At 47.5% G+C, this 13,638-nt stretch carries 8 protein-coding genes; 4 read left to right on the top strand and 4 right to left on the bottom strand.

All coding sequences use genetic code 11. From position 1 onward, the window contains the following. Positions 1-61: 61 nt before the first annotated feature. The 4 genes from A8806_RS08395 to A8806_RS08380 all read right to left on the bottom strand — a co-directional run bounded on the left by A8806_RS08395 (position 62) and on the right by A8806_RS08380 (position 6,208). Positions 62-2,152 carry a BglG family transcription antiterminator gene (locus tag A8806_RS08395; protein ID WP_109730744.1) on the bottom strand — a complete coding sequence of 697 codons (2,091 nt, stop codon included), beginning with the start codon at positions 2,150-2,152 and terminating at the stop codon, positions 62-64. 4 nt (positions 2,153-2,156) lie between these two features. After that, a complete protein-coding gene (locus A8806_RS08390) occupies positions 2,157-3,536 on the bottom strand; it encodes a PTS sugar transporter subunit IIBC family protein (RefSeq protein WP_109730743.1) in 1,380 nt (459 codons plus the stop codon). Between the two features lie 77 nt (positions 3,537-3,613). Next, a complete protein-coding gene (locus A8806_RS08385) occupies positions 3,614-5,035 on the bottom strand; it encodes a PTS mannitol transporter subunit IIBC (protein ID WP_109730742.1) in 1,422 nt (473 codons plus the stop codon). A gap of 228 nt (positions 5,036-5,263) precedes the next feature. After that, complete coding sequence (locus A8806_RS08380; RefSeq protein WP_109730741.1) at positions 5,264-6,208, bottom strand: Abi family protein; 945 nt, start codon at positions 6,206-6,208, stop codon at positions 5,264-5,266. Between the two features lie 270 nt (positions 6,209-6,478). Between A8806_RS08380 and A8806_RS08375 the strand changes: the two genes are divergently transcribed. The 4 genes from A8806_RS08375 to A8806_RS08360 all read left to right on the top strand — a co-directional run bounded on the left by A8806_RS08375 (position 6,479) and on the right by A8806_RS08360 (position 13,595). After that, a complete protein-coding gene (locus A8806_RS08375; protein WP_109730740.1) occupies positions 6,479-8,959 on the top strand; it encodes a glycoside hydrolase family 94 protein in 2,481 nt (826 codons plus the stop codon). After that, the gene (locus tag A8806_RS08370; protein ID WP_109730739.1) at positions 8,956-10,380 is read left to right on the top strand and encodes a phosphoglucomutase/phosphomannomutase family protein; all 1,425 of its coding nucleotides are present in this window, start codon (positions 8,956-8,958) and stop codon (positions 10,378-10,380) included. Before A8806_RS08375 ends, A8806_RS08370 begins: the two co-directional genes overlap by 4 nt. Positions 10,381-10,406: 26 nt before the next feature. Further along, on the top strand, positions 10,407-12,176 hold the full coding sequence (locus A8806_RS08365) for a sensor histidine kinase (RefSeq protein ID WP_109730738.1): 1,770 nt from the start codon (positions 10,407-10,409) through the stop codon (positions 12,174-12,176). Positions 12,177-12,254: 78 nt separating this feature from the next. Beyond that, positions 12,255-13,595 (top strand): ABC transporter substrate-binding protein, encoded by a 1,341-nt coding sequence (locus A8806_RS08360; RefSeq protein ID WP_109730737.1) that lies wholly within the window; start codon positions 12,255-12,257, stop codon positions 13,593-13,595. Positions 13,596-13,638 lie beyond the last annotated feature (43 nt).

The following is a 13,638-nucleotide window of genomic DNA, read 5'->3' as shown; positions in this document are numbered from 1 at the left end:
ATATGACTTGCCCACTTGACTTGTATAGTAAGTGGGCAAGTCATGTGGAACTGATCCTACATTACAGCCCACCCAGATATTTGGTAAAGAATTTCTTCAGATATTTCGAAAGTACCCCTCTTATTTCTTCTTTATCCCCTTTCAGGACTACTTCCATAAAATCATACTCCTCGATCAGCAGTGTACTAATATATCCGAGGATTTCATTGTTGATCCGCACATTTTCATCATCCGGCACGAGCATGACAAAGATGACGTTAATTCCCTTAAAGTAAGGGGCCATGAAGGCTGTGAGGTCTTTTGTCATGCACACACCAAAGCAGGGCCTTACAACGCCCTTTGTCCTCGTGTGAAAGAGTGCAAAACCAAATTCTGCAAAGACCTGCGTGGCGATCTTTTCCCTCCTCATGATGTCTTCCTGTATCAGTTCACTCCGGTCACTGTAGGGGGAGAGTTTTTCCCCGATGGCAATCAGAAGCTCCTTAAAAGTGATCCAGTTGTCAACCTTGAAGAAGTCCATATATTTGATTACGGCATTGATCTGGGCGGCGGCCAGGTTGATTTCTTCGAGCTGTACGGTGAACTCATCCTCTGTTTTCAGCTTTTCGGGCATCCGCTCATACTGATAGACCATGCGCCGGCTTTTTTCAATATCGTCATCTCCGAGAAGCGGATTGACATAAATAACAGGGGCATCCTGCAGGTCCAGCTGAAGACTCGATATGAAAAAGTCCGTCTTACCGATGATATAAGGCGTAATGTCGTTTTTGCCATAGGCGGTGATATCCACCCGGTCACGAAATACTTTCTTAAGTTTGGAAGACATCAGGCGGGAGATGCCGATTCCGCTGGAACATACGACGCCGATATGCACCTGGCGGATCTGTTCGCTTTTGCCTTCCAGGCGGACAAGCGCCGCCCCGAAATGTACCGCGAGAAATCCGGTCTCTTCATTGGGGACGGCAGTCTGCGTCTTTTCACCTAGAACGAGTGCGACCTTGCTGCATTTTTCATAGATATCCGGATAGCTCTCCTGAATTTCCTTCAAGATGGGATTCTGGATCTTCATCCCGTGCAGGAGGCGGATCAGTGTAGGCTGCAGGTGGGCAAGAAGCCCTTGTATGAATTCATCATCCTGTTTCAGGTAATAGGCTTTTTCTGCGTCGAATGCATCGATCATCTCATTCAGCAGATCCTGAAGTTCACGGTTACCCATCTCAACCGTTTTTCCGTCGGCCCATGAAATCTTTTCGTGTTTGGCCCCTTTGATGTGAAGGCAGATATAAGAGATTTCTACCTCTGGTATCTCAATCTCGAATTCCTCTTCCAGTTTGAGGACAATCTCCTTTGCCAGCAGATAGTCCTCATCCTCATGGAGGTCCCCGCTCCAGCCGTCGGCGGTTTCCAGCATTTCATCCTTAAGAATCCGGTTGATGGCAATGGAAATATGGATAATCAGGCCAATATAAGAGTTCTCTGTCAATGTAAGGACACGGGTATGGTTCATCCCCATAATACAGCCGATGACACGTTTCAGGATATCATCGTTGAGTACCTTCCCCATGCTGCTTTTAGCAAATTCTTCGCAGCTTTCCTGACTGCTGTCGGATTCATAGGCATCCCGGATCAGGCGGGTATCGATGTTCTCATCAATAAATGCCCGGATTGCCCGGCGGTAGTTCTCTTCACTGCCTTCAACTGCAATACCGCTTCCGGGTTTGCGCACCACAAAAAGGCCGTACCGGTTCAGCCATTCCCCGACGGCTTCCAGATCTGTACTTATGGTTGCTTCGCTGACCTGAAACTGGCTGCTGTAATAAAACAGTTTCTTCAGCCCTTTTTCCTTCAGGACCTCTAAGATAAGCCGTTTCCTGCGTTCTTCCCGGTTGCTGACATCATAGGAGTCACCCTGGCTGATATCATCAAACATACGCCTTTTTTCTTCCGCACTGCCCTCCAGCCACACCCCGACCCCTGTCTTAGACATGAAACGGATATCATAGGGCTTCAAAGAACTCTGGATATAACCCAGCTCACGCTGGACGGTCCGCTTGCTGACACCGACCTTCGCGGCCAGATCCTTTACGGAAATGCTCTTTTTTTCGGAAAGGAGCACGTGTAATATTTGCTTGATCCTTGGGGTAATATCCATACTGTTACCTTCCTCTCTCTCGAAGCAGACAAACCAGCCCATCATAGGATGCGGCGGTAAGGAGGCTGCCGGCTGTATAAATCTCTCTCGACGGACCTATATCTGATTTGAGTTTCTCCGGCAGATGGTCATACAGATCCTTCTGGCATACAATCAGGTCGATGCCGTCAGGAATCAGGTCTGCCGCATATGCGTCCACCTGGATGCCGGTCAGTTTTTCCTGTGCCAGCCGTCTTCTTAAGATGGAGGCACCCATTGCGCTTGTACCGACTCCACCGTCACAGATCACGGCAATTCTTTGCATTTTCATATTTTTTTCCTCATTTATATTGTTCACGGGAGATTTATCATGAGTACTTATTTCTTTTGAAACGGTATTGTTGCTTTTAGTGGTCATCTTTAACACAAGCAGGCTTCCGGCAAAGGATACTGCCGTGGAGACTGCCAGCCCGGCAAGGGCGAAAAGCCATGTATTCTTTCCGGCCATCAAGAGGATTGTGACCACACTTCCGGGAGATACAGGCCCCTGCAGTCCGGCGTGCAGATACTGAAAAGTAAGGTTCCCGGCAAAACCTCCGGCCATCAGAGGAAGAAGGAGCCAGAGGTTGGACAGTACATAGGGAAAATAAACCTCGTGAAGCCCTCCGACCGCCTGGGTAAACATGGCGGCGCCATATTCCTGCCGCTTTTCCTTATGGCAGAGGAACAGGGCCCCAAGCATACCGAATCCGGGGCCTGGATTTGCCTCGAGCAGAAAGAAAACTGAACTGCCATGAGCGGCGGCCTGACTCATTCCCAGTGGAACCAGAATGCTGTGGTTCATGAGGTTGTTCAGAAAAAATACCTTTGCGGGCTCAATGATAAAAGCGAGAGTCCCTAACATCCCGAATTCCACCAGCATGTCGGTAAAACGTGATAAAAGTGTGATAAACTGGTTCATAACCGGTGTGAGAACTGCATAAGCCATACCCGCCATAAGACCTGCCAGAACCGCGATCCAGAGGTTCTTGACAAGCATCTGCAGGGAAGCCTTGCATTTACAGGAAATCCACTGAAAACTGTACTTCCAGAGGAATCCGGCCGCGGGACCGATCAGAAGCGCGCCCCAGAGGCCAGACTCAGTACCACCCGCTGCAATGCCGCAGACCGCCAGGGCGGCTGTGAGCCCTCCGCTGTTCCCACCGGTCTTCCTTCCGCCCTCGAAGCTGATTAGTACTGGCAGGGCGACGTGGTAAACCAACTGCGAAATGGCATACATATTTTCATTAGGAAACCATCCGTAATCATGAAAGATTACGGACAGAATTCCGATGAAAATAAATATGCCTATATTATTTATGATGATTTCTTTATAAAAACGTCCTGTCTTCCGTAACAGCTCCATCCTGTATCCACCTTTTGATTCTGGGATTATTATCTTTATTGTAGCATGAATCGGGAGCTCATGAAAGAGTATGCATATTACTGATTTCGCCCTTTAAGTTCAAGAACCAGTTCGTCGTATTCCGGGGCCGCAAGGAAATTCGTGATCAGAATCCGTTCTGCGTTCGGATTACTCCGGGCCGCGCGTTCGCCCAGTTCCCTGTGTGTTACAACAATCTGGACATCGGCAGGAATGGAAGATACCGGGGTATGAATAACCTCGATTCCCTGAAGTCCTGCGGCGGCTATCTTTTTCTTAAGAACCGTTGCACCCATTGCGCTGGACCCCATTCCGGCATCACAGGCAAAGGCAATCTTGTGTACTTTTCCCTGTGTGGCGCCGTCTTTTGCCATATCGTTTCCGAGAGAGCCTTCGATAGCGGCCGGCTCAGCGATTCCTTTTGCCTGTCTCTTCATGCTGTCTTTTTTCTGCTGTGCTTCTTCAAGGCTTGTGTCTTTCCCCATGAACTTGAGAAGCGGCAGTGCGACGATAAGGGCCACGGCGGCAGATACTGCGATTCCGAGCAGGAGCCCTGCGTAGCTGTGCCGTTCTGCCATCATGAGCAGTGCAAAAATACTTCCCGGTGAAGCGGGGGCTGTCAGTCCTACACCCATGAGGTTAAAGATAAAGATTCCGCTTGCACCGCCTGCCATTACAGCGAGGAGCAGGAGCGGGTTCATGAGGATGTACGGGAAGTAAATCTCATGGATACCGCCAAAGAAGTGGATAATGACCGCGCCGGGTGCAGAACTTTTTGCACTTCCTTTTCCTGCGATACAGTATGCGAGCAGGATTCCAAGGCCTGGTCCCGGGTTTGCCTCCAGAAGGAAGAATAGGGATTTTCCGATTTCTTCTACCTGCTGGATTCCCATCGGCGACAGGATCCCGTGGTTGATTGCATTATTCAGGAACAGCACCTTTGCCGGCTCGATAAACACACTCGTGAGCGGCAGCAGGCCGTGGTCGACGAAGAAACCGACTCCTGCCTGCATAACACTGTTGAGGGCGCCTACAAGCGGCGTGATTCCTACCATTGCCAGCAGGGCCAGAACTGCGCCGAAGATACCAAGTGAAAAATTATTGACCAGCATTTCAAAACCGGCCGGAATCTTATTTTCCATGAACTTATCGAACTTCTTAATGATCCATGCGGACAGCGGTCCTACGATCATTGCGCCGATAAACATCGGAACATCGGAACCTACGATGACACCCATTGTAGCAATGGCCCCGATGACGCCTCCGCGCTGTCCCGCCACCACATTTCCGCCTGTATAGGCAATCAAAAGCGGGAGAAGCATTGTTGACATGGGAGTCACTAATTGTGCAAACCTTTCATTCGGACGCCAGCCTGTTTCTATAAACAGGGCGGTAATAATTCCCCATGCGATAAAGGCACCGATATTCGGCATTACCATGCCGCTTAAAAATCTGCCAAAAGTCTGGACTTTCTCTTTCATTGATTTCACACCTCTTTCATCTCAAAAACCTTGTTTTTACGGAGATATCTAATACGTATCTCACAATTACTGCCCCTTCGGGCGGGGTTCAGCCTAAGCTGAAAATGAGGTATGACTGGCCAATCAATCTCTTGTGTTCTGAACTCATTATAGCTCTTTAAATGAGCATGTTTCAACAAATAGAAAAGGAGATTTGGCGCTATAAAATAGTGCCAAATCTCCGTATTTTTATGGTGTTAAGCGATAACGGGTAATATCTTTCCAATTTGGAGGAAAGCCCATTCGGTTAAGAAGTTCATCATTGTTTATATGGACAAGATTTTTGGAAGCATGGTCGATCAAAGCAGATAAATTTCTTTTGAAAATTCTAAAATCACTGATTGGAATCAGATAGCGAAAAGCAATTACCACAGCAAATAAATCGTTTTTTCCATATTGATATTGGATTCCGTTCATTGGTACTGATAATTTTTTATGTAATGGCAGATCAGAAATATTGTCTATTGTCCGGTAAGTAAATAAGCGTTCTCCATGAGCGCATACATTTCTAAACTTTGTTAGGACGGACAAGAACTGTTCCATTTGCTTTCTGTTGATAATACCAAAATTTTTGCATACTTTTGACTGTAAGGATTGTGGAAAGACTTTGTACATTTTTGAAAGGTTTCCAAAAGTCAGGACGTTGATCAGTACCCACATTGGAATATTGCCGTAAGTAGTTCGGTAATAGTTTATATATGCATAATCGTTTGTTGTTGCAGCTCTTTGCAAGGTTGAAACTAAACGGACAACAGTATTATGATTTTTACGGCTGTTATTAAAATTATGAATGTCCAAGTAAGCAGATTGCTCCTCGCCATACTGTTCAGAAAAATAATAGGACATTAACGAACGCAGATGGCGTTCAATCTGGAGTAGATATTTGAAAAATAATTCACGAAGCTCTTTATCAAAGTTATAGAGAGAAACAATTTCTTCAAAGGAAGTTCCGTCTTTATATTTTTTTGTTAATGGAATCCTGAACAAGTGCTTGTAGCCGCCCATTAACGGAAAATAGCCAATATGTTTCAATACATCTTCTGCATACTGTTTATTTGAAATAGTAAGGTGTTTTTCATTTTGGAGCCATTCGACTTGTTCTGAAAAAGTAGAAAATTTCTTTTGTGACAACATTTTTTCTCCTTAAAAACAAAAGAGGGAGAGACCCGCAGGTTCTCCCCCGGTTACGGGCTTCGCAAGTTTCCGTAACACGATCACTGAGTTCAATATAGCAGAATTAACATAAGAAGTCAATACGCTTAATTTAACTCTGTATTAGTATATGATATATAATGGTTACTATTACACAATTTTATGCAAATAATCGCATTTCCCGCAGTTGGTTCTTTTGGACTGTAAGCTTATAATCAAATCAGATGATATCAGGCGGGAGGAGTTTCTATTATGGAATATGGTCATTTTGACAGTGAAAAAAGGGAATATGTGATCGACAGGGTCGATCTGCCGGCATCCTGGACGAATTATCTGGGTGTGCGGGATATGTGTGCGGTAGTCAATCATACTGCGGGAGGTTATCTGTTTTATAAGTCCCCGGAATACCACCGGATCACGCGTTTCCGTGGGAACAGTGTGCCGATGGACCGTCCGGGGCATTACGTGTATCTGAGGGACGATGAGAGCGGGGATTACTGGAGTATTTCCTGGCAGCCGGTCGGCAAGAGTCTGGATACTGCAAAGTATAGTTGTGTACACGGGTTATCCTATACAAGATATGAGTGTGAATATAACGGGATTAAAGCGAGCCAGACTCTGTCCATCCCGATCGAAGATACGGTAGAGCTGTGGGATGTGAAGGTGAAGAATACAGGTACAAAAGAGCGGTCTTTAAGCCTGTTTTCTTACTGTGAATTTTCCTTCCACCACATTGAATTTGACAACCAGAATTTCCAGATGAGTCTTTATTCTGCGGGTTCTTCATATGAAGATGGGATTATCGAGCATGACCTGTATTACGATGAATTCGGGTACCAGTATTTTACGGCCGATTTTGAACCGGACGGCTTTGACTGTCTGCGGGATGAGTTTATCGGTGCTTACCGCTCCGAGGGCAATCCTTTGGGGGTTGAACGCGGGACATTAAGTGGCTCTTATGAAAAGGGAAATAACCACTGCGGGGCACTTCATAAGAAGATAATATTGAAACCGGGAGAAGAGGTCCGGGCAGTATTTATGCTTGGGGAGGGCAGCCGGGAAGCAGGAAGGAAAATGAGGGAAAAGTATCAGGTTTTCCACAATGTCGACCAGGTTTATGTGGATTTAAAAGCATTTTGGGAAGAGAAGTGTGGAAAACTTCAGATTCAGACGCCGAATGAGGGGATGAATACGCTGATCAACACATGGACGCTGTATCAGGCAGAGATCAATGTCATGTTTTCCCGGTTCGCTTCCTTTATTGAGGTAGGAGGAAGGACCGGCCTCGGCTACCGGGATACGGCGCAGGATGCCATGACAGTACCCCATTCCAATCCGGAAAAATGCCGCCAGCGCCTTGTGGAACTCTTAAGGGGGCTCGTATCAAAAGGGTATGGACTGCACCTGTTTGAACCGCGCTGGTTTGACCCCGAGGCGGAGGAAAAGCCCTTTAAGTCACCGACTGTAGTTCCCCAGCCGAAGCGTGAGGACATGATCCACGGGCTGGAGGATACTTGTTCCGACGATGCACTCTGGGTGATCGCGGCAATCACAGAGTATGTGAAGGAGACAGGGGAATATGGGTTTATCGATGAAGTGCTGACTTATGCGGACGGCGGAAGTGGTACCGTCTATGAGCATATGATGAAGATTCTGGATTTCTCTTTCGACCAGGTAGGAGAGGACGGCGTATGCAAAGGCTTACGTGCGGACTGGAATGACTGCCTGAATCTGGGAGGGGGAGAGAGTGCACTCGTATCCTTCCTTCATTACTGGGCAATTGAGAACTTTCTGGAGCTGGCAAGGTTCCGTCAGGATGCAGATAATGTAAAGAAATATGAGGCAATGCAGCAGACGGTTCGTGAAGTATGTGGCCGGGAACTGTGGGATCAGGAGTGGTTCATCCGCGGTATTACGAAGAACGGAAGGCGCATCGGCACGACGCAGGACAAGGAAGGGAAGATTCATCTGGAGTCCAATGCATGGGCGGTCCTGTCCGGGGCGGCGAGCTATGAGAAGGGAATCCAGGCGATGGACAGCGTGCAGAAATACCTGTCCACACCTTACGGAATCATGCTGAACGCACCGTCCTTTACCGTGCCGGATGATGATATCGGTTTTGTGACAAGGGTATATCCCGGAGTCAAGGAAAACGGTTCTGTCTTCAGCCATCCGAATCCGTGGGCATGGGCGGCAGAATGCCGTCTGGGAAGGGGGGACCGGGCAATGGAGTATTACAATGCCCTCTGCCCGTATTACCAGAACGACAAGATTGAGATCCGGCAGGCAGAGCCTTACTCCTACTGCCAGTTTATCATGGGGAAGGACCACAGCGCATATGGACGGGCGAGGCATCCGTTTATGACAGGAAGCGGCGGCTGGGCGTATTTTTCCGCGACAAGGTATATGCTGGGAATCCGTCCGCAGTTTGATTATCTGGAGATTGATCCGTGTATCCCGGCACAATGGGACGGCTTTGAAGTAAGCCGCGTCTGGAGGGGCATCCGGTATCAGATTATCGTTGAGAACCCGGACCACGTCATGTCAGGAGTGAAGGAATTGTATCTGGACGGGGAAACTTACGCACCGGCATTTTCCAGTGCAGGGCTTGTCAAAGAAGGAGATACATCAGGACAGTCAGCAAAGAGGTCTGTGGCACAGATCCCGCTTTTAACAGATCAGAAAGAACATACAGTCAGAATCATCATGGGAGAAAGGAAGGCACAGTTATGATGGCATTCGGTACAGGCGGCTGGAGAGCAATTATTGGAGATGAATTTACAAAGGCGAACATACAGATACTTGCAAAGGCGATGGCGAGGAAGATGAAGGCAGAAGGCGTGGAGGAAAAAGGGATTGTCATGGGATATGACAGGCGTTTCCTTTCGAAAGAAACGATTTACTGGTCATGTGAGATCTTCGCAGAGGAGGGGATCAAGGTCTGGTTCATCGACCGTTCCGTTCCGACCCCGCTTGTCATGTTCTACGTGATGAAACACAACATGCCATACGGCATGATGGTGACGGCCAGCCATAACCCGGCCATCTATAACGGGATCAAGGTGTTTACAGAGGGCGGAAGGGATGCAAATGAGATCCAGACACAGGACATTGAATGTTACATTAAAGAAATAGAGGATGAGTTCCGGGGAAAACCGCTGCCGTCAATGCCCTATGAGAATGCCTTAAAAGAAGGGCTTGTCGAAGAGTTCAACCCCCTGAATGAATATCTGGATAATATTATCGACAATATTGATATGCAGAAGATCAGGGACGCGGGTCTTAACATTGCCCTCGACCCGATGTACGGGGTCAGCCAGACGTCGTTGAAAACGATCCTGCTGACGGCGAGGTGTGATGTAAACCTCATCAATGAACGCCATGACACCCTGTTCGGAGGTCGGCTCCCGGCGCCAACGGACGGGACACTGCGGGCTCTCAAGACGTATGTGATTGATTACGGCTGTGACATCGGACTGGCAACAGACGGGGATGCGGACCGGATCGGTGTAATTGACGACAAAGGAAGATTTCTGCACGCCAATGACATTTTGGTGTTATTATATTACTATCTTGTAAAATATAAAGGTTGGAAGGGACCGGTTGTAAGAAATGTAGCAACCACACATATGCTGGATAAAGTGGCGGAAGGGTTCGGCGAAACCTGCTATGAAGTCCCGGTAGGATTCAAGCACATTTCCGCTAAAATGCAGGAAACAGGAGCAATCCTCGGAGGGGAATCTTCCGGGGGGCTGACCGTACGCGGGCACATCAACGGCAAGGACGGGGTGTATGCGGCAATGCTCCTCGTCGAGATGCTCGCCGTGACAGGAAAAAAGATGTCACAGATTATGGAAGACATCCAGAAGGAATATGGCACAATTCACATGGAAGAACGGGATTATAAGATGACGCAGGAGCGCAAAGAAGAGATTTTCCATATGCTCATGGAAGAAAAGCTTTTGCCTAAGATCGATGTGCCGATGCGTGATGTGTCCTATCTGGACGGGTGCAAAGTATATTTTGAGAACGGCGGCTGGATTATCGCCAGATTCTCAGGAACGGAGCCGCTTCTGCGTATCTTCTGCGAGATGCCGGATGAAACGCAGGCGAAAGCATTATGTGAAAAGTTTGAAACATTTCTGGATCTCTGATCGCTGCTTCCGGGAAAAGGAAACATATGAAGACGAAAAGAAAGATTTCTATTAAGTCAAGGATCATTGCGCTGATGGTCTTATGCTGGCTTCTGCCCCTAATCCTGATCACGGGGGTAAACGTGTATTACATCTCAAGCAATCAGTTTGAGAGCAAGATTTCGAAACAGATCGAACAGCTCAAGTTCAACGACCAGGTGAGCGCCGAGCGTCTGAATAAGGTAATAGAAGCGTCCCGTCAGGCATCTTATGACGGGACGCTTACTGACCTTTATGTAAGGTATAAGAAGGGGGCTATTCCGGAGCACGACCTGCTCGCATCCAGTATGTATTATCTGGGGGACAGGTACGGGCGGGACAGCCTCATTAAGGCCTCCATTCTGTGGTACAGGGATGATCCGGCCAGACTGAACAGCAGTGCTTACAATACCGGCGAGGGCGGGACCTACCAGCTGGTACAGAGATACTGGGACGAGGACCACGAGGCGGTCGAGGCGCTGGCCGGGAACCTTGATACAAAGGTGCAGTTTTACAGCAGCGGAAACAGGCTGTATCTGGTGCGTAATCTTTACAGCCCATCCTATGTAAATGCAGGTACACTTGTGCTGCTTATCAATAAAAATGAATGCTTTGAAAACTATTCTGTTTTCCCGTCCGGGACATCTGTGACACTTCATGTGGATGACTGTAACCTCCGCCTAATTGGGGATGAGGTTACTGCGAAGGAAACGGGAAAGGAGGAGATGGGGGGAGTCTCCGGATATACGTGGGACAACGGTATTCTCTGCATCTATCATGACATGCTGGCAGGGGATCACAGGATTACTTCGCTTGTCCGGTTCGATGACAGCTCCTCCTTCACGCTGTTTTACGGATATAAAACCATACTGATCGGGATGGTACTCTGCCTGATCCCATTGCTTTCCATCCTTCTGTGGGTGTTCTACAGGCATGTGACAAAGCCGGTTGAAAAGATGATGGACGGTGCCGTGGAGATTGAAAAAGGAAATCTCGGCTATCAGCTGGATTTTGAACCTGAGAGCAAGGAGTTCCATTATCTTGCGGATTCTTTTAATAAGATGTCAGAAAAGCTGAAATACCAGTTTGACCATATCTATGAGGAAGAACTGGCACTGAGGGATGCACGGATTATGGCCCTGCAGTCCCACATCAACCCACATTTTATGAATAACACACTGGAGATTATCAACTGGGAGGCGCGCCTGTCCGGAAATCAGAAGGTGTCGCAGATGATTGAGGCCCTGGCGACGCTGATGGATGCAGGAATAGACAGGAAAAAGCAGCCGGAAGTACTTTTGTCCGAAGAAATGATCTATGTGAATGCTTATCTCTATATTATTGCCGAGAGGCTCGGAAAACGTCTTACGATTAAGAAAGAGCTTCCCGATGAAATCATGCAGTACAAGGTTCCGAGGCTGATCCTGCAGCCTGTGATCGAGAACGCAATTGAACATGGCGTCGTAAAAAACGGTCAGGGGACGGTCGTCTTATCCGGCCGCAAGGAGGGCAGGTTCTTATATCTGGAAATTGTGAACGAGGCACATCTGACGAAGGAAGACGAGGCAAAGATCGAGAGGCTTCTGGATGTGGATTATGATACAAGTAAAGAGGCTTCAGGCAGCCTGGGGATTGCAAACGTGAACCAGAGGCTTAAGATTCTGTACGGGGAGCCGTGCGGACTGAGCATGGAAAAACTGGATGAAAACCATGTCCGGGCCCGTTTGACTATCCTTGTCGGGGAAGATGGCAAGATAATGCAAGAAATCACAGATTGAGTTATTCACTTTTCCTAAAAAAACGTCATAATAAAAGTATAAATTATACAGAATGTATAAGCGATTGGAGGAGAAGTTATGAAGAAAAAAGTGGTTTCAATTTTACTTGTAACAGCAATGGTTGGAACAATGGCAGCAGGGTGTGGTTCCAAAAAGGGAAGCGACAGCAAGGACGAGGAGTTATCTTTAAGCGTCACAACAACATTTGCCGGTGAAGATGGAAATGCACCGAATTATAAAGAAGCCGTTTCCGCATTTGAGGAAGAGACTGGAATCAAGATTAACGATTCATCCGCGGTTTCAGACGAAACATTTAAGGCACGTATCGAGACAGATTTCCAGGCTGGTTCAGAACCGGACGTACTGTTCTTTTTTAACGGGGCAGATGCAAATTCATTCATCGAAGAAGGAAAAGTTATTTCTATAGATGATATCAGGGCTGAATATCCAGGCTATGCATCTAATATGAATGACGACCTGATACCGGCATCACTGGTAGATGATGTGAAATATGCGGTTCCGGTAAACGGATACTGGGAAGGCCTCTTCTGTAATACAGAAGTTCTGGATGCAGCAGGCGTGGAAGTTCCGGGAGCAGATTATACATGGGCTGATTTCGAGGCAGACTGTGAGAAGATCAAAGCAGCAGGCTACACGCCGATCGCATCTGCACTGGGTGAGATCCCTCATTACTGGTGGGAATACAGTATCTTCAACCACACTTCACTTGACAGCCATCTCGAGGTTCCAAAGAGTGTAGATGAAGGCAACGGACCTGGCTGGGTAGAAGGTATGGAAGATATTAAGAAACTGTATGAAAAAGGATATTTCCCGGAAAACACATTATCAGCAAAAGATGATGAGACATTTGCACTGTTTACAAGCGGAAAAGCCGGATTCTTAATTGATGGTTCATGGAAAGTAGGCGGTATCGCTTCAGCATGCCAGTCAGACCCGGATGATGCATCCACACTTGATAAAGACAAACTGGATAAATTCACAGTTACTTATGTTCCGACTAACGGGGAAAGAAAAGCAACAGACCTGATCGGCGGACTTTCTGAAGGATATTACATCACAAAGAAAGCATGGGACGATGAAGCTAAGAGAGACGCAGCCGTTAAATTCGTAGAGTACATGACAACAGACGATATGGTTGCAAAATTCGCACAGCACACAGCATCTGCCTTAAAGGAAGCTCCGGAAGTAGATGATGCAGAGTTTAACTCCCTTCAGATCAAGGCCATTGACATGATGGCAGGTGTTTCATCCCTGACAGGTGCAGTACAGGATATTTTCAACGGAGAATGCAGGGTATCAACATTCGACGGTATGCCTCAGATCGTTACAGGAGAAGTCAGTGCAAAGGACGCTGTAGCGGAAGGTCTTGAGATGTACGCAGAACAGACAGCAGAATAGGCATAAAACTTATAACCGGGGCGCGTGTCTGTGAGAACCGTGA

The organism is Faecalicatena orotica (assembly GCF_003149245.1).
GTDB lineage: Bacteria > Bacillota > Clostridia > Lachnospirales > Lachnospiraceae > Faecalicatena_A > Faecalicatena_A orotica.
Note: the sequence above shows the minus strand (reverse complement) of the source record. Positions and strands in the feature narration are given on the sequence as shown.